General features: G+C 49.8%; 15 protein-coding genes. 13 read left to right on the plus strand and 2 right to left on the minus strand.

Annotation, left to right across the window (positions count from 1 at the left end):
* Positions 1–172 precede the first annotated feature (172 nt).
* The 6 genes from WMO65_RS24200 to WMO65_RS24225 are packed head-to-tail and all read left to right on the plus strand — an operon-like array spanning position 173 to position 6,441.
* Positions 173–1,642 (plus strand): DUF6034 family protein, encoded by a 1,470-nt coding sequence (locus tag WMO65_RS24200; protein WP_148392470.1) that lies wholly within the window; start codon positions 173–175, stop codon positions 1,640–1,642.
* Positions 1,642–2,532, plus strand: a complete 891-nt coding sequence (locus WMO65_RS24205) for a hypothetical protein (protein WP_148392469.1) — start codon at positions 1,642–1,644, stop codon at positions 2,530–2,532. Before WMO65_RS24200 ends, WMO65_RS24205 begins: the two co-directional genes overlap by 1 nt.
* A gap of 2 nt (positions 2,533–2,534) precedes the next feature.
* A complete protein-coding gene (locus WMO65_RS24210; RefSeq protein ID WP_148392468.1) occupies positions 2,535–3,257 on the plus strand; it encodes a hypothetical protein in 723 nt (240 codons plus the stop codon).
* Entirely contained in the window at positions 3,235–3,927 is a 693-nt protein-coding gene (locus tag WMO65_RS24215; RefSeq protein WP_148392467.1) for an ATP-binding cassette domain-containing protein, read from the plus strand. Before WMO65_RS24210 ends, WMO65_RS24215 begins: the two co-directional genes overlap by 23 nt.
* Positions 3,921–5,684: a COG1361 family protein gene (locus tag WMO65_RS24220; RefSeq protein WP_148392466.1), complete on the plus strand. Its 1,764-nt coding sequence runs from the start codon at positions 3,921–3,923 to the stop codon at positions 5,682–5,684. Before WMO65_RS24215 ends, WMO65_RS24220 begins: the two co-directional genes overlap by 7 nt.
* Positions 5,685–5,700: 16 nt before the next feature.
* The gene (locus WMO65_RS24225; protein WP_148392465.1) at positions 5,701–6,441 is read left to right on the plus strand and encodes a hypothetical protein; all 741 of its coding nucleotides are present in this window, start codon (positions 5,701–5,703) and stop codon (positions 6,439–6,441) included.
* Positions 6,442–6,667: 226 nt separating this feature from the next.
* On the opposite strand, the gene WMO65_RS24230 is transcribed toward WMO65_RS24225, so the two are convergent.
* Positions 6,668–7,441, minus strand: coding sequence for a DUF975 family protein (locus WMO65_RS24230; RefSeq protein ID WP_148392464.1), 774 nt, complete (start codon positions 7,439–7,441; stop codon positions 6,668–6,670).
* Between the two features lie 103 nt (positions 7,442–7,544).
* Here WMO65_RS24230 and WMO65_RS24235 point away from each other — a divergent pair, with 103 nt between their 5' ends.
* Positions 7,545–7,976 carry a DUF2752 domain-containing protein gene (locus WMO65_RS24235; protein WP_052099486.1) on the plus strand — a complete coding sequence of 144 codons (432 nt, stop codon included), beginning with the start codon at positions 7,545–7,547 and terminating at the stop codon, positions 7,974–7,976.
* Between the two features lie 92 nt (positions 7,977–8,068).
* Here WMO65_RS24235 and WMO65_RS24240 read toward each other — a convergent pair whose 3' ends face one another.
* Complete coding sequence (locus WMO65_RS24240; RefSeq protein WP_052099484.1) at positions 8,069–8,644, minus strand: DUF4190 domain-containing protein; 576 nt, start codon at positions 8,642–8,644, stop codon at positions 8,069–8,071.
* A gap of 232 nt (positions 8,645–8,876) precedes the next feature.
* Here WMO65_RS24240 and WMO65_RS24245 point away from each other — a divergent pair, with 232 nt between their 5' ends.
* From WMO65_RS24245 to WMO65_RS24270, 6 genes are all read left to right on the plus strand, one after another.
* Positions 8,877–9,590, plus strand: coding sequence for a helix-turn-helix domain-containing protein (locus WMO65_RS24245; protein WP_148392463.1), 714 nt, complete (start codon positions 8,877–8,879; stop codon positions 9,588–9,590).
* Positions 9,591–9,752: 162 nt separating this feature from the next.
* Positions 9,753–11,234, plus strand: a complete 1,482-nt coding sequence (gene xylB, locus WMO65_RS24250; protein WP_103731186.1) for a xylulokinase — start codon at positions 9,753–9,755, stop codon at positions 11,232–11,234.
* Between the two features lie 139 nt (positions 11,235–11,373).
* Positions 11,374–13,515, plus strand: a complete 2,142-nt coding sequence (locus WMO65_RS24255; protein ID WP_118743412.1) for a Tex family protein — start codon at positions 11,374–11,376, stop codon at positions 13,513–13,515.
* An 82-nt stretch (positions 13,516–13,597) separates the two neighbouring features.
* Entirely contained in the window at positions 13,598–15,397 is a 1,800-nt protein-coding gene (locus WMO65_RS24260) for an aminopeptidase P family protein (RefSeq protein WP_148392462.1), read from the plus strand.
* 17 nt (positions 15,398–15,414) lie between these two features.
* Positions 15,415–17,052 carry an AAA family ATPase gene (locus tag WMO65_RS24265; RefSeq protein WP_148392461.1) on the plus strand — a complete coding sequence of 546 codons (1,638 nt, stop codon included), beginning with the start codon at positions 15,415–15,417 and terminating at the stop codon, positions 17,050–17,052.
* Positions 17,053–17,167: 115 nt separating this feature from the next.
* A complete protein-coding gene (locus tag WMO65_RS24270) occupies positions 17,168–18,817 on the plus strand; it encodes a type 2 periplasmic-binding domain-containing protein (RefSeq protein ID WP_103731190.1) in 1,650 nt (549 codons plus the stop codon).
* Position 18,818 lies beyond the last annotated feature (1 nt).

Genomic DNA, 18,818 nt, shown 5'->3' on the forward strand with positions numbered 1-18,818 from the left:
ATGGGGCGAATACCTGCCGCCACTACTCTTTTGCACGGTCAGCGCAGTAAATGCGCAGACCTGACTGAACAGTTACCAGAGATTTACAAATTGGTTACAAATCGGCGCGGTTTTTTTACATGAAGCAGGTTAATATGGAGTTAGGAAGCAGAGACAAGCAGGAGGAATGACAATGAAGAAATCTAAAGTCTGCATATTGACTGGTATAACAGCCGGGGCTTTGCTGCTGACCGGCTGTCGGGAAACACCCGATTCTGTGATCGTAAAACAAAAGGGCGAAAAGGCAATTGAGAAATACGAAGAAGAGAAAACAGATACATCTTCCGACGAAGCATCCCGGAATATCAGGGAAAAACTGAGTGTGCCGGAAACCTTCAGTGAGGACATAACAGCGGAGGACGGAAAGATCATCATCCATACCGATGCTGCGGTGGAACTGCCGGACACCACAGGATTTTCCACTGTGGAAGTAAAGGCTGTGCCGCTGACACAGGAGTTCATGGATACCATTACAAACGGCCTGTTCCCTGAGAAGAAAATGTATGAACCGGAATACTATTACGGAATGACAAAAGAATACTACCAAAACAAGATCAATGAAGTGAGGGCCCTTATGGCGCAGGACAGCGCAGAGTCGGAATCCGGGGAGGCACTCACACAGGAAGATCTGCAGCAAATGCTGGAAGAATACGAAGCTGCATATGCGGAGGCACCTAAGAGCTTGGAAAAAAAGGAGACGGCCCCTCTGCTGACCGAGAACGGCACGGGAGACCCCAGGTTCAGCGGTGTTGCGGAGGATGAAAATGGACGGCCGTACAGTTATTTTGTCAAAGCCTCAGCGGACGAACCGGTCAGTGTACAGGTCAAATATCTTGGAGATACAGAAAACGCATCTGACCAGGCATTATGGAGCGATTATACACCTGCGTCTCAGTATGTCCCGGAGGAGCTGGGAACAGAGGAGAAAATAAAATCCGCTGTGGGTATTTCCTATGAGGAGGCAAAGAAGACCGCAGATGAAAAAGCTGCGTCCATAGGCATTTCGGATATGTCCGCTGACGCATGGGATTATGCCATATGCCGTGATATAGAAAGAAGTGATGAGGTTATCAAAACAGGGTTTGTATTTTATTATACAAGGAAGATAGACGGCTGCCCTGTTACCTATACAAGTGCGATCGGGGGAGGCCTTGAGGATATGGACAGCACCATTGAGCCCTGGACATATGAACATCTGAGTATTGTCATCTCTAAGGAGGGACTGGAGGAACTGTCATATGGCAGCCCCTATGAATTGGGGGAGGTGCAGGTGGAAAATGTAAAGCTGCTGGACTTTGAGGAGATTGCGCAGATCTACTCCCAGATGATGCAGTATAAATTATCAGGGGAACTAGAGGGCGGATACATAAAATCCTGTAAAGTGAATGTGAACAGGGTAACACTGGGATATTCCAGAATCTACAGCCCGACCCAGGATAACCGAAGCGGTGTGCTGGTCCCTGTGTGGGATTTCTTTGGCAATTATGAGAGGACACTGAATGAGGGGGAGGGCCCGGCAGATACGGATACGGAGCGATACAACAGTCTTCTCACTATAAACGCTGTGGACGGTACTGTGATAGACAGGGGACTGGGGTACTGATGAGAGACTTGGGGAAAATAAAAGCAATGGTGCGTTTTCATTTTCTTGGTTTCTGGAAAAATCCACGGATTCTCATCACCTTTCTTTTAGCTGTGGTACTGTGCTTTTTGCTCAGTGACCGGGTACTTCGAGTGGCAGCGCATTTTGAGACAACCATGCAGGGAGCGGAGCCGTTCATATGGACGTTCGGAGACGGTACAAATGTACTTCTGGCCTCTCTGCTGCTGATTTTAATGTTTTCCGATGTTCCGAAGCTGAGCCCGGTGACTCCCTTCTATCTGTCCAGAATGAAACGGATACAGTGGATGATATCCCAGTTTCTCTATATTGCAGCGGGAACTGCCCTGTATGTGGCATTCATTATGTTCGTAACCGTCATTCTGTGTCAGAAATACACCTATCCGGGAAATGTATGGAGTGAGACAGCAGTGAGAATCGCATATTCCGGGCTGGGAGATTCCCTGGGAATCCCTGCAAGCGTGAAGGCCATGGAGAGCATTACCCCATATGGATGTATGCTGCAGACTGTCTGTCTTATGCTCCTCTATTCCTGGACCCTCTGCTTTCTCATGCTGGCAGTCAATTTAAGGTTCGGCAGATCACGGGGAATGTTTGCGGGAATATTCTACAGTCTGTACGGATTTCTTCTGGAACCGGAGACCATTGCGGGTATACTGGGGCTGGAGAAGCAGCAGCGCTACAAGGTCAATATTCTGGCAGGCTGGATAAGTCCCTTAAATCACGCGACCTATCCGGGGCATACGTTCGGCTATGATGATCTGCCCTCTGTCTTCCAGTCCAGTGCGCTGTTCCTGGCCTTTCTGGTCCTGTTATTTCTGCTGGCTGGCAGGGCGCTGAAAAGCTATAATTTTACTTTTATGGGGTACTGAGTATGGATGGGAAACGTATGATAGGGCGCAGAACCACCTGGCTGGCTGTGATCCTGGGCGTTATGGGACTGGTCATAGGGACGAAATTCCCTGAGTTTGACAGTCCTCTGACAGGTGGGAGCTGGTATAAAATGGTGGAGAAAGCCCTTACCTCTAAAACCGTGGTCTTTTTTGTGCCCATAGTGGCGGTTCTGCCGTATGGGGATGTATGGATTGGGGAGAAAACGTCAGGTTTTCTGCGGTTCTATGTGACCCGGAAAGGGAAAAAGGAATATACGGCTGACAGGCTGTTTACAACTATACTCAGCAGCTGTTTTGTATGGACATCAGCGATTGCTGTAACGCTGCTGTTTTATTTTGCGCTTTTTTATCCCATGGAGGTGAAATCTGAGTGGAAATGGGTGATGCTTCTTCCGCTTCTTCAGTCCGCGGCAAGACTGCTTCTTGTGGCTGCTGTACTGGCGGATCTGAGCGGAATCATGGCGGTTGTGTCCGGCTCTGTGTATATGGCATATGGGATTCCGTTTGCAGGATATTACCTTCTGACGATTCTTCATGAACGTTATCTGGAAAGTGTCTATGTCATAGACCCACAGTCCTGGATCAAGGGGGCAGGGGATTGGGGAAAGGACAGTATGGGGATCTGGCTGTTTTTAATATTGCTGGTGTTTCTTACAGCGGCATTGTATGGAGGACTGTTATATGGCAGATGCAGAGAACTCTGATTATGTAGTGGTAGACCGGGTGACAAAGAGATTCGGTGAGGAAATGGTTCTGAAGGAGACGACCATGACTATGAAGCGGGGAAAGGTGTACGGGATCGTAGGAAATAACGGTTCCGGCAAGACAGTACTCATGAAATGTATCTGCGGCTTTCTGCCTGTCACATCGGGGAGCATTTGTGTGGGGCAGAAATATATAGGAAGAGATACGGATTTTCCCGAAAGTCTGGGTCTGATCATTGAGACACCCGGATTTCTGACAGAGTATACGGGGAGAAAGAATCTGGAAATTCTGGCTGATCTGAAACGCAAAGTCTCCGGAAAGGGCATTCGGGAGTGCCTGCAGAAGGTAGGGCTTGACCCGGATCTGAAAAAGCCTGTGTCGAAATATTCTCTGGGTATGCGGCAGAGACTGGGGATAGCACAGGCAATAATGGAAAATCCGGAATTCCTGATTCTGGATGAGCCGTTTAACGGTTTGGATAAAAAGGGGACGGCTGATATCAGGGCCATTCTGCTGGAGTTGAAAAAACAGGGCAAAACAATTTTGCTGGCAAGTCATAACAGTATGGATATTGATATTTTATGCGACGAAGTCTATGAGATGGATGCAGGTGTCCTCCGGCGTGTGCGGGGAGGAAAAGAGAAAAATGGGGAGGTGTGCGTATGTTAAAGAGAATACGGAAATCGGCAGTGTTTCTGCTCACTTTCTGTATGATGCTGCAGAACAGCCGGACAGCATACGCCGGGACGGATCAAACTGCGCCGGAGCCGGCGCGGCAAATAGAGCAGAAAGGACAATCAGGCTCGGACGGTCAGGAGAGCCAGTCATCCCAGGAGGACCGGTTATCCCAGGAGGGTCAATCATCCCAAGGGGGTCAATCATCCCAAGAGGGTCAGTCGTCCCAAGAGGGGCAGTCATCCCAGGAGGGTCAGTCATCCCAAGAGGGGCAGTCATCCCAGGAGGGTCAGTCATCCCAGCAAGGCCACCCGTCCCAACAGGTTCATCTGGGAATAGACAACACCCATGTATATGCAGGCATGGAACATTCATATGGCGAAGGATACGTCCCAACCGAAGCAGACAATAAAATAAGCCTTGTTGTTCCCTTCACTGCTGACGGTGCCCTCAAAGACAATACCCTGACAGTGACTGTCGGATTTAAAGAAACAAAAGAGACGCCATTTCAATTAAAGAATTATCAGGCAGATGTTAAACTGCAGACCGTCACCTTCAAAGAGGAACAGGCAGATGTCTACCTCTACACCGTGGATTTATTCCTGCAGGAGGAACGGCATGCAGGCCAGTACCCTGTCAGTGTGCAGGCACGGGGGATTGACGGTGAAGGAAATCAGGTCACTCTGGAATATGTGATATTTACGAATGTAACAGGAGCCGGAAGAAATCAGCAGGATAAAGAACATCCGGAAGATCCGGAAAACCAGGAGACTCCGGAGGCAGAAACCGGCGGAGAAGGCAAAATACTGCCGCCTGAAGCCGGTGGAGATGCCATGGCACCTTCCGCAGGGAACGGAGAGGAATCTGTAGTACATCAGCCCAAATTCATCCTGGAAGAGAGCAGCCTTGACGGTATCGTTTTAGATGCCGGCAGCAGCCGGGACATGCAGGTTACTTTCCGCAACAAAAGCAGCGAATTTGCTGCCTGCAACGTGAAAGTTTCTCTGGCAGCCGAAGGGGAGGAAAGTAATCTGACCTTTGGCCGTACATCCGAATATTTTGAAAAAGTACAGCCCGGCAAAGCCATCACATTTACAGAGGAACTCCGGATACAGACAAATGCCCCCCAGGGAAATGTGCCGGTGAAGTTCTCTTTTGAGTATGAAGATGAAAAAGGAACTGCCTACATGGGTACGGAATCTCTTGTACTGCAGATAAGGCAGCCCGCCAGGGTGTCGCTGTCCAACTGCAGCATTCCCTCCAGTGTATATTCCACAGATACCATTTCCACGGACATGCAGATTCTGAACCTGGGAAAAGCTCCTGTATATAATGTAAGAGTTTCGGCAAAGGGGGCCGGGATTTTCGCGCTGCAGACGTTTTATGCAGGTACTCTGGAGGCAGGACAGAGCATACAGGGCAGCATGGAACTCTATGCAGGGGCAAAAAATATGGAATCCATCAACGATACACTCGCGGGAACAGATGAGGAAAAGTACGGGAAAGTAGACGGAGCCCTGGTACTTGCGTACGAGGATGTATACGGCCAGACCTACAGCCAGGAGGTAAACTATAAAACAGAGATACAGCCGCCCAAAATTCTCAGCCTGAAGCCGGAGAAAAAAGAACAGGAGACGAATCAATGGTGGGTATCTGTCCTTGTATTGGCCGGTGCGGGCCTGCTGGGCATTCTTTTGATTCAGACATTAAGGATCAGAGGGCTGAAAAAGAACAATCTCAATACACATTAGAAGGGCAGGGAATCCGGTGAAAAGCAGTAAATTACAGGGGAGTATTTTTAAAATAAAGATTCTGGCTTTTGCCGGCATTCTGCTGCTGATCTGGTGCGGATACCGGCTGATAAAGACAGGCTTGGAGGAGCAGCAGGATTATGAATTTCTTGCAGTCAGCGAAGAGCAGGAGATACCGCAGGAATTTTTAGAAGAGCTGGCAGAGAGAAGAGGCGTGACAGTTGTTTCCGCAGTGTTGGATGTGCCTGTCCGTTTAGAGATAGAGGGATACCGGATGGAGGTGACAGCAGAAGCCGTGGATATGGAGACGTTTCCGCTTCACATTGAGGAATGCCTGACCGGGCTGGAGACCGGAAGTAAAATACCTGTCTTTTTCACTGCCCGGAGTCTGGATAACCTGACGGACAGATATTCCTATGCCATTACAAAAAGCAGAAAAAAAGAACTGCAGAACCGTGCGCTTGGAATGACTGTCTGTATAGCCGGAGCCGCTGCCGGCCCGGTGAAAGATGCTGCTTCAGACAGCAGCGGTAATACCGAACAGAACCGGCAGGTCCCCGCAGGGACGGAAGGAATCCTGGCCGCCCGTGTCAGGGGAGAGGATGGGCAGATCTATCTTTCTTATGAGAGCGGCAGGAAGCTTCTGGAAGCAGAAGGACAGAATGTCCAGGTGAAAAAGGTTTACATAAAACTACGCGGAAAATCAGCGGCGGACGCCCTCAAAAACAGCCTGCTAAGTGCCGGACTCAGAATGTGACACACAGCCTGCCGAAAGCAGTTTTCAAACATTTTCCAATCTAAAAAAAGCGTGAGACCACAACCAGGATCTCACGCTTTTGTCCGTGTACCGAATATAACCATCCATGCAGACAACACTGCCTACAGGCAAAAATTGCTGTTCAGAGAATAAATTTGATAAATATTGCTATCTTCCGAAATCAGCGGTATGATATATACCATAAGCCGGCCTGTCTGCAGAGAGCCTAATAGCGCCCAAAAGGATTGCTGAAGCTGTCATTTGGCTGTGGGGCAGGTTCCGGTCTGGGAGCATCCAGTTCTCCGGTCACATCCATGTAGAATACAGTACCGGCGGCTCTCATATATGGTGTCAGCCACAGAAATCCCACATAGCAGGAGAGCACACACAGCAGCATAAGAGGAATGAAGCTTAAGTCCATGCAGAGAAGGCGTCCTTTGTTTCCCTTCATAAGCCGCAGGCTTTCCTTCATTGCCTCCATGGCACTCATCTCGGTGTTGTCGAGGAGCAGATAGTCTGCAAGGCCGAAGAACAGGCCCAGTATCATGTTCACAACCATATTCGCCAGACTGCCGAATAGCATAAGGAGCAGAACCCCGTTGTCAGACATATTCTTATTCAGATAATTCGGAAGGTCAAAGGGCAGGGCAAAGACAAACTGTATCACCAGAAGGATCAGATGTACGATGATAAAACGGTCAGGGTGATGGGAGAAGGCAAAGAACAGGTCCTTCACCGCGAACGGCTCCTGACGGCTGATATTGAGCATCAGCTTGGCATAACCCGCGCCCACAACCGCTACCAGCAGGGAGACCATATAGTTCAGGAGCTGTGTAGTCACGATTCCCAGAACGGTGGTAGTGCTCATGGTGTTCACGATCAGCATGGAAGGCAGAAGACTGCACAGAACCATCAGAAGCAGTGCAGCCATGGGAGTGCCGTATCTTCCGGAGAGATTTTCACGGGCGATAAGCTTTATAGCAGCAGAATTTCTTTTCATAAAATAAAATCTCCATTCTTTCGTATTTAAGGAAATGGCCGGCTGTTCCGGCACGTTGTCATGACTATTATAACATAACTAAACGAGGTTACAAGAGGGTAAAATGGAACCGCGAATGAGTAAAAAAGAAGAAAAAAGCCTCTATATCCTGGGATGGATGCTGCTCGCAGCAGCAGTACTTCTTCTGGGGATCACAAAGGGCTTACATATGCAGATGAAAATCTTTTCCCTTCCCTGCGTCTTTAGGGAGCTGACAGGTTACTACTGTCCGGGCTGCGGGGGCACCAGGGCCTGCGCTGCCCTTCTGCAGGGAAAAATCGTGAAATCCTTTCTCTGCCATCCTGTGGTGCTGTACACGGCTGTCATCTATGGCTGGTACATGATCACACATACAATAGAATATCTGACCAGGGGAAAGCTGGCGGCGGGGATGCGGTACCGCGACCTGTATCTCTATTTAGCAGCCGCCATCATACTGATACAGTGGGTAGTGCGGAATCTCCTGAAACTGATATGGGGAATTGATATCCTGTAGTAACTGTGAAGGTACGGAACAGTTACATATTGTAAAAGCGTCCGGCATCGGAGCAGGCTCCGGTCAGACGCTTTTTCATGCAAACAATTTCATCAGATAAAATTATCACCCTCATCCGGTGCCGGATAATAGTGATCCTGGTCCCCGCCGGAATCAGGCAGGTCTTCTCCACCGTAGGGGGAAGTGCTGTTATCATAAGAACCGCCGCCCGGATTGGTGTTGCGGTACAGATAATCCTGCAGGAAGTTATAAATGTCATCCTCTGTATACTGCTCCGGATGAGTCAGTATATGCAGATACTGGCTGACAAAAGTGCGCCCTTCCACAGTGGAAAGCATGGTGGACGCAAAGAAAAGTATAATGGCAGCCACAATAGCAATTCCGGCGGAGGAAAGCGCCATACCGGCCTTCGCATTACCGGGACGTGCATACGTGCCCTTAGATATCACACCGAATAAAATGCCAAGTCCTCCGAACAGAAGTGCCAGAGGCGGAAAACAGCACATGGATACCAGGGAGAGGATTCCCATGGAGAGGGAGGCGGAGGCAAAACCGGGACTGCCTTGATAGATATGCTCTGCCGGCGGTTCCGGGTAGATGACCGGCCCCTGTGAGGGTTCCTGTCCGTATCCCATCTGCTGGTTATTTTCGTCATAAGGATTATTCATATAATCAAACCTCATTTCATGTATTTTCAATTGTATCATTACATTTTTCTCGTTTGTCAAACTACATTCTATCACGGATAGGAGAATTGGGCAAGACTGGGTTACTGTACACAGCTGCTGGAAAATATAAGCGGTAGTCACAAATAGGATATAAAAGGGCAGGATAAAACACTTTACAATTGAACATGGAACTATCCGATGCGCGATATGTAAAGTGAGGAATGGATGAACCATGAGCAGTGCTTATGATAAATTGTTAAATCGGTTGAATGCGTACAGGAAAATGCAGAACATGAGCCAGGAGAGCATGGGCAGTGTCATGGGAATTACGCAGAGTCATTACAGCAAGGTGGAGAACGGAAAGAAGATCATCTCCGGTGAGGAGCTGCATAATCTGGATATGAACGGCATTGATGTAGATTACCTGGTCTCCGGTATAAAAAGTCCACGCACAGTCCTGGATGATTTGATGGAAGCCTGCGGCAGGGAGAAAAAGGCGGAGCTGCTTCAGCTTATCGTGTGGACCATACAGCAGGGAATGGAAAACGCACAGATCGGAGGAAGTGCGGCGGTGCGCTGCACCAGGGAAATTGAGCTTCTGAGGTATCAGGTCTTCCCCCACACTTCAGAACATACGGTTTGGTACAGAATCCGCATGGCAAATGAAATGACCCAGGGCGAGATGGCAGAGGCGCTGGATGTGAGCGTTAAGCGCTACAGGGAGATCGAAAAAGGAAATACCAGGGCAAGCGCCGAGGTGGTGGCTGCGCTCTATGAGAACCTGGGCTACCTGCCGTCCATCATACTGGAGGAGGACGTGGTCAACCTGTCCAGCCTGAACCTTATATGGGAAGAATTTGAAGAAGAACTGCAGAAGGAACTGGAGGCATTTATCCGGAAGGGATGCGGCCTGTGGGAATGCAGACCGGGCGGGAGATTGAAATAGATCCTCCGCCTTTTTTATATGTTGCTGCTCCTTCCGTATCCGGAAGCGCATTTCACCATGTTTCCTTCTGATGAAGCAGATTTTCTTTCCATTTCGTATGACGCATGATATGATAAATAAAAGTAACGGTTCCGTATACCGGATAAAAATGGGAGGTTATAAATGGAATACTATTGCGGAATAGACCTGGGCACTTCCAGTGTAAAAGTCATGCTTCTGGGCGCCGACGGTACTGTGGCGGGCACAGAGTCGGCAGGATATGACATCAGGAAACACTCACCCTGTGAGGCAGAGCAGGATATGGAATATCTCTGGCAGCGGACAAGGCAGAGCATAGCGGCACTACTTGGAAAATATCCGGAGGCCGCGGCTCATATCCGGGGTATCAGCTTTTCCGGGCAGATGCACGGCATGGTGGCAGTGGATAAGAACGGAAAGCCGGTGCGGGACGCCATTATCTGGGCAGACCAGCGCTCCGGGGATGCCATAGGGCATATCTGGGATACCATATCTGAGAAGGAGTGGAAGAGGACTACCTTAAACACACTCTGTACAGGATTTCTCATCGCATCCCTGCTCTGGATGAGGGAGAATGAGCCGCAGCGATATGCGGAAACCGCCCGTGTCATGCTGCCAAAAGACTATATCCGGTTCCGCATGTGCGGTGAGATCGCCACAGATGTGACGGATGCCTCCTCCACAGGCATATTTGAGGTGGAAAAAAGACAGTGGGCCTGGGAGCTGATCGACAAACTGGGCCTGAGGCGGGAAATGTTTCCCTTCTGCGGGGAATCTTATGAGCAGGCAGGCCGCGTCAGCGGTTCCTGTTCCCGGGAAACGGGGCTTGCAGAGGGAACCCCTTTATTTTTAGGAGGCGGCGATTCCATGATGCAGCTCGCCGGAAACGGAATCATCAGGCCGGGGATACTCTCCTGTAATATCGGGACCGCAAGCCAGGTGGCCTGTGCCCTGGACAGACCCATACACGACACAGAATTCAGGACCAATACCTTCTGCCATACAGGCAGCGGACTGTGGGAGATACAGGGTTCCTCCCTAACCGGAGGCGTGGCGCTGAAATGGCTTCGGGACAACATACTGCATATGTCAGACTTTGAGGAGATGGCAGACCTTGCCGGGACAGCACCTGCGGGAAGTGATGGGCTTCTTTTTCTTCCTTATCTCAGCGGGGAGCGCTGCCCCTATAATGATCCAAATGCGCGGGGAATCTATTTCGGCATGAGTCTGTATCACAGCCGGGAGCATCTGATACGGAGCACCATGGAGGGTGTGATCTTCGGGCTGAAGGAATCCCTGGAGATATTCAAAGGCATGGGCATCCGGTTTGACAGGGTGACAGCATCCGGAGGCGGTGCCAGGGGACGGCTTTTCAGAGAAATCCAGGCAGATGTATTTGAGGCGGAGATCCACACGGCAGGGGAGGCGGAACAGGCATGTGTGGGCGCTGCCATGACCGCTGCTGTGGGCTGCGGCGCATTTTCCTCCTACGAGGAGGCGTGCCGTGCACTGCTGCGTCCGGGGACAGAGGTGACGGTTCCTGACAAGGAGCGTGTTAAAATATACCGGGAATGTTTTGCACGTTTTCAGGAGCTGTATCAGAAGAATGAAACGCTGTTTTCTTGACAAATCCCCTTCCTATTGATAAGGTGTTATAGTACCGGCCGGTAAGCGGTTCAACTGGCTGAACAGCTGCCGGGTTTGGATCAAGGAAAGTAACAGTTCAGTTTGTCTGAATTGTTGCCAAGGAAAAAAGGAGAAATACATGGATATCATTTTAGCATTGACAGAAGAACTGAAAGTGGAGAAGTGGCAGGTGGAAGCTGCCGTTAAACTGATAGATGAGGGAAACACCATACCGTTTATTTCCCGTTACCGTAAGGAGGCCACCGGCGCGCTGAATGACGAGGTGCTGAGAAATCTGTACGAACGCCTGAATTACCTGCGGAACCTGGAGGATAAGAAGACCCAGGTGCTCGCCAGCATTGAGGAGCAGGGCAAACTGACAGAGGAGCTGAAGAAGCAGATCCTGGCAGCCCAGACCCTGGTGGTCGTGGAGGACCTGTACCGCCCGTATCGTCCGAAGCGCCGCACAAGAGCCACCATTGCCAAGGAAAAAGGCCTGGAACCCCTGGCAAATATCATTTTGCTGCAGATGACAGACAAGTCCCTGGAAGAGGAAGCAAAGGCATTCTTATCCGAGGAAAAAGAGGTCAAAACCCCGCAGGATGCCATTGCAGGGGCAAAAGACATAGTGGCAGAGAGCATTTCCGATGAGGCGGACTACCGAATCCGCATCAGGGATATGACGGTGAAGAAGGGAAGGGTGGTTTCCGCTGCCAAGAACCCTAAGGAATCATCTGTCTATGAGATGTACTATGAGTATGAGGAGCCTATTGCAAAGGTGGCGGGCCACAGAGTCCTGGCCCTGAACCGCGGGGAGAAGGAAAAAATCCTCACCGTGAAAATTGAAGCTCCCACAGAGGATATCATCCGCTACCTGGAAAAACAGGTGATCACCCGCAGTAACCCCAACACCACACCTGTTTTAAGGGACGTGGTGGAGGACAGCTACAGCCGTCTGATCGGCCCTGCCATTGAGAGGGAGATTCGCAATGATATGACAGAGAAGGCAGAGGACGGAGCAATCAAGGTGTTCAAGAAGAACCTGGAACAGCTCCTCATGCAGCCTCCTATTGTAGGACAGGTCGTCCTTGGATGGGACCCGGCCTTCCGTACCGGCTGTAAGCTGGCAGTGGTAGACCCCACCGGAAAAGTGCTGGACACGGTAGTTGTCTATCCAACAGCCCCCACAACCCCGGCCAAAATCGCCGCGGCAAAAGAGACTGTGAAAAAACTCATCCGCAAATACAACATCACACTGATCTCCCTGGGCAACGGCACCGCTTCCAGAGAGTCTGAGCAGGTGATTGTGGAAATGCTGAAGGAGATAACCGAGAACGTGCACTATGTCATCACCAACGAGGCCGGAGCCTCCGTGTACTCTGCCAGCAAACTGGCTACAGAGGAATTCCCCAACTTCGATGTGGGACAGAGAAGTGCCGCATCCATTGCCAGACGCCTTCAGGACCCTCTGGCAGAGCTGGTGAAGATCGATCCGAAGTCCATCGGTGTAGGCCAGTATCAGCATGACATGAACCAGAAGAAGCTGGGCGAAGCCCTGTCCGGCGTTGTGGAGGACTGTGTAAATAAGGTGGGCGTGGATCTGAACACCGCCTCTGTATCGCTTTTGGAATACGTGTCCGGCGTCAGCAAAGCCATCGCGAAAAATATCGTGACCTACAGGGAGGAAAACGGCCGTTTTGAGGACAGAAAACAGCTTTTAAAAGTAGCCAAGCTGGGGCCGAAAGCCTTTGAGCAGTGTGCCGGCTTCCTGCGCATCACAGGCGGGAAGAATCCTCTGGATGCCACCAGTGTCCATCCCGAGAGCTATGAAGCAGCAGAAAAATTCCTGGACAGCATGGGAATGAAGCCTGCGGATATCTTTGGCGGCAATGCGGTATATTATGTGAAAGACTACAAAAAGATGGCGGAAAAGCTGGGCGTGGGTGAGATGACCCTGCGGGACATTGTAAAAGAGCTCACCAAGCCGGGACGTGATCCCCGTGAGGAGATGCCGAAACCTGTGCTGCGCACAGATGTCCTGGATATGAAGGACCTGAAAGAGGGCATGGTCCTCAAAGGAACGGTGAGAAACGTGATCGATTTCGGAGCATTTGTGGATATAGGTGTGCATCAGGACGGTCTGGTGCATATTTCCGAGATGACAGAGCGCTTTATCAAACATCCGCTTGAGGCAGTCAGCGTAGGTGACGTGGTGGATGTGAAAGTGCTCAGTGTGGACTTGAAAAAGAAGAGAATTTCCCTTACCATGAAAGGTATCTGAGAATTACTTCTTACACGTGGCTGTACTGCAGGACATGGAGTGAACAGTAAAATCTGAGGAAAACAGAAAGGAAGCGTCGAGAATGAATGCAAACAGAGTAAGGATTGAAAAGCTGCAGGAAGAAATGGCAGCAGCGGGCATGGACATGTATCTGGTATCCACCGCGGATTTTCACCAGTCTGAGTATGTGGGAGCATACTTTAAAGTGCGGGCCTGGCTGTCAGGATTCACCGGTTCCGCGGGAACCTTGGTGGTGACAAAGGACAGCGCGTATCTCTGGACAGACGGACGGTATTTTATCCAGGCGGGCAAAGAGCTGGAGGGCACCGGAGTGACCCTTATGAAGATGAGGGAGGAGGGCGTCCCCACAGTGGACGAGTTCCTGGAAAAAAATCTTCTGAAGGGCAGCTGCCTGGGATGTGACGGAAGGACCATCAGCGTCAGCCAGGGAAAGGCTTACGCGGAAATGATGGAAAAGAAACAGGGCCGTTTTCTGTGCCAGGATGACCTGGGAGGCAGAATCTGGAATGACAGACCGGAAATGTCAAAAGAGCAGGCATTTCTTGTGGATGTGAAATATGTGGGCAGGTCCAGAGAAGAAAAACTGGCAGATGTCCGCAGCATCATGAGAGAAAACGGCGCTGACATCCATCTTCTCTCCAGTCTGGACGATATTGCATGGCTTCTGAATATCAGAGGCAATGATATTGAATGCAATCCCGTGATCCTCTCCTATGTGATCCTCACAGAGAAGGATGTATTCTTTTATGTGCAGGAGGAGGCTGTTTCCGCTGAGATCCGCAGTGAACTGGAGAAAGCGGGAATCACGATCCGTCCGTATTATCAGGTATATGAGGATGTGAAGAAGTTTGCTGAGGAAAATACCGTGCTGCTGGATGAGGCAGTTGTCAACTATACTCTCTTTGAAAACATTCCGTCCGGCGTTAAGACTGTGAACTGCATAAATCCATCCAAGCCCATGAAGGCCATGAAAAATCAGGTGGAGCAGGAAAATGTGCGCAAAGCCCATATCAAGGATGCAAAGGCCATGTGCAGATTCATTTACTGGCTGAAACAGAATGTGGGGAAAGAGGAGATCACAGAATACAGCGCGGCAGAAAAGAGCTACGAGCTGCGTGCCCAGGACCCTGATTTCCTGGATCTGAGCTTTGGCACCATCTGTGCCTACGGCCCTAATGCAGCCATGTGCCATTATGCGCCCACAAAAGATGCCTGCGCCAAAGTGGAGCCGGAAGGATTCTTCCTCATTGACTCCGGCGGACAGTACTGGCAGGGGACCACAGATATCACAAGGACCATTGCGGTTGGAGCGCTGACACAGGAGCAGAAGGAGCATTTCACACTGGTGCTCAAGGGAAATATCCGTCTTGCAACTGCAAAATTCATGTATGGAATGGGCGGTGCCCATCTGGACTGTCTGGCAAGAGGCCCTCTGTGGGAGAGAGGTCTTGACTTCAACCACGGCACAGGACACGGTGTGGGATTCCTGCTGAACGTACACGAGGGACCCCAGAACATCAACTGGAACAGCGCCATCCGTCCGGGCGGCTATGTACCACTGGAGGAGGGCGTCCTGATTTCCGACGAACCGGGACTGTACCTGGAAGGCAGATACGGCATCCGCTGTGAAAATCTGCTCATGTGCCGCAAGGGCGGGAAGAATGCCTACGGTCAGTTCATGGAATTCGAGGTCGTGACACTGGTTCCCTTTGAGCGGGAAGCCATTCTTCCGGAACTTCTCGGCCAGGAGGAACTGAAATGGCTGAACGCCTACCACAAACATGTGTATGAAACCATAGCGCCGCTTCTTGACAGCGAGGAGGAGCGTGAGTGGCTGAGGGAGGCTACGGCTGAGATTTAAGGGATTGAGGTGAGATTATGGGACCGGTAAAGGATATTGCACTTGGCATACAGGATTACCGCAAGATCAGGGAGTATAATTACTACTATGTAGACAAAACACGTATGATAAGCGAATTTTTAAGGCGTGGGGCAGAGGTCACTCTGATCACGCGTCCGCGCAGATTTGGAAAGACGCTGAATATGTCTATGCTGGCAGAATTTTTGGATATTACAAAAAGCTCAGAAGGGATTTTTGAAAATACAGAAATTATGCAGACCTGTTTTGCAAAGGAAATGAATCAGTATCCTGTGATTTTCTTATCCTTTAAGGATGCAAAAGGCAATAGAAAATTACTGGTAAAACAGGTAAAACTTGCACTGCTGGCTGAATACCAGAGGTTTTCCTGTATATTTACCCATCTTCCCCATATTGAACAGGTGATATATGAGAGGACACTTCAGGAACTGCTGGATTATAATACGGGAAGTCTGTCAGGGATAGACAATGCACTGTATTTTCTATCAAAGACCGCCTGTAATTATTATGAGAGACCTGTGATCCTTCTGATCGATGAGTATGATACCCCGTTTTTGGAGGCGCATATTAACGGCTTTTATCAGGAGGTGCACAGTGAACTTGCAGTTATGCTGTCTTCTGCACTGAAGGGCAACGAGTACCTGCACCTGTCATTGCTCACAGGGATTCAGAGAGTGGCAAAAGAAAATATTTTCTCCGGTCTGAACAATCTTCTTGTTTGTACGGTCAAGGATCCTGAATTTGCTGATTGTTTTGGATTTACGACTGCGGAAACAGAATCTCTTCTGCATTATTACGGTCTGGAACTGGATGATGAAGTGAAGGCAATGTATAACGGATATTCCTTTTCCGGAGTAGATATCTATAATCCCTGGTCTGTTCTCAATTATGCACAGCGCAGGATACTGGAACCCTACTGGGTTAATACGAGCGAGAATAAAATGATCCGATCAGCAATGGAACAATGCGATAAACTGTTTTTCAGGAATTATGATAAGCTGATTGAGACAGGAACGCTGACAGCCTCGGTTCAGCCAGAGAATTCATTTTATGAAATGCCCGGTACATCCTCACTGTGGGGGCTTTTGCTGAATTCGGGAATGATCACGATCGTAAAACGGCTGGATCCGGGATATTATCAGATACGCATACCGAACAAAGAGGTAAGATCAGCTTTTATCGGCCTGACAGAATACGCATTGCAGATACAGGAAGGTTCTTTCAGCAATCTATTCGGTGCACTGCGCCAAAATGATGTGGAAAGTTTTATAGAACAATACCGTTCTATAATAGAGACACTTCCGTCGTATCACGACCTGAAGGATGAGAACAGTTATCATATGATGATGCTTGGTATCTGTATAATGCTTCCAGGAGACTATGATATCAATAGCAACCGGGAATGGGGCGAGGGACGAAGTGACATATTGCTTCGTTCCAGAAAAGAGGTGTACCCTCATGTGATCATGGAATTCAAGTACACAAAGGATGAATCCTGTGATCTGAAATGCCTGGCAGCGAAAGCTTTGGAGCAGATTGACCGGAGGCACTATACCTTTGGACTGGAGGGCAGTGTGCTGTGCATCGGACTGGCACACCGTGGAAAAAGTGTGGAAGCGATGTGGGAAATGAAGTAGAGCATAAAACGCTTATATCTGTATTTGGTTATGGATATAGGCGTTTTTTAAGAACCCTGTACCGCCGCCCAACCACCAAAACGGTACAGGTATGTGTCACCACCTGGAGGAAAAGATGAAAATACGAGAGTTACTTTTGATCACCCTGTCAGCAGGCCTTATCCTGCTTTCCGGGTGCGGCGCAGAGCAGAATCCTACAGTTACAGAAGAGGGAGAAGATTCCTATGCCAGAGCCTCCCTGTTCTGTGATGTGAATTTCTGGGAACCTCCTTCCTGGAGCACAGAGGAGGGAACCATCACCGGGGATATTACCGAAAAGACGGGCCTTGCCCTGGACATTACCGTACCACCCCAGAACGCGGATGCCCAGCTCAGCCTGATGCTTCTCAACGATGATCTGCCGGATATCATCTCCCTTACCAATGAGACCACGATCAGCCAGCTCATCACATCAGGGAAAGTCTGGGATCTGGAAGAGTTTTTAAAGCGTTACTGCCCGGAGTCCCATCTTCTGAAATCATTTCCGGAGGATATTAAGAGAGAGCTGATCAAACGGGACGGGGGCTGGTATGCCTATCCATCCCATATGAATTCCCAGGATTCCAGAAAGATCTGGAAGCCGAGTTCAAAGTTTTACGAGGACTGGACCAATTATAATGACAATAACGCAATCATCTGGAACAGGGAGCTTTTGGAGAAAGCAGGACTCACCGTGGAAGAGGTACAGACAGAGGAGCAGGTTCTGGCAGCCTGGGATAAAATGAAAAATATGCATCTGGATGTGGACGGAGAAGCGGTGATCCCTCTTCTGGTGGACGGAAAAGGCTACATTGATCCCACAGTGAAATTCCTGGAATATACCTTTGGCGCCGAGCGGGTGGATGAAAATGGAAACTACCGGGATATCCTGCTGCAGCCTCAGGCAGAGCATGCACTGCTGTTTTTAAATGAAGCCATACGGAACGGCTATGCAGCCCCGGAACAGCTTACCTATGAAAATACCAAGATAAAGAGCCTGATGGCTGGCGGAAACGTGTTCTGTTTCATAGGAAATGTAGCCAACAGCGGGATTGATTTTACAAAATGGGTTTCCTCAGGCCCTGTCTTATCCTCCGGGGGGGAGACACCGGTGCTGGGCAAAAATCTGAGAGCTCCTACAGGCTGGCTGAGCACATTTGTATCAAAAGACTGCAGAAACCCGGAACAGGTAGCGGCATGGATCGATTATATGACCAGCGATGAGGGACTGCTGTTCTGGAGCTTTGGATACGAAGGCAGCGATTACCGGCTGGATGATGACGGCTATGTGGTACAGAGTGAAAAAGGGGAAGCCGCGTCTCTTGATTACGGACAGACCGGGCAGGGAGCCTGGTGGATGTTCGATAATTTTTCCTGGGAGAGAAGCATACTGCCCGAACCGGAGGAGGACAGCAGTACGGCAGCGGAAAAAGAGGTATATACAGCCTTTGGCAGTCATGACAGGACCGTGTCCTATGATGAGTCCCTGCTCCCTTTAACCGCAGAAGATATTCCTCCGGAGAGTGACGAAGGGATATTGGATGCAAAGATCAGAGCCTATGAAAAAGAACAGATACCGCGTATTATCCTGGCAGGGAGCCGGGAGGAGGCAGCGGCCCGGTACAGCGAGATGACAGAGACCCTGAAGCGTATGGGGATTGAGACATTGGACGCCTATAAGAATGAGATATATCAGAAAAACTGCCGGGAATATGGCGGTAGAATAGAGAAAGTAAACGTGGAATGAG

The sequence above is a fragment of the Blautia caccae genome (genome assembly GCF_040095955.1).
Classification (GTDB): Bacteria; Bacillota; Clostridia; order Lachnospirales; family Lachnospiraceae; genus Blautia; species Blautia celeris.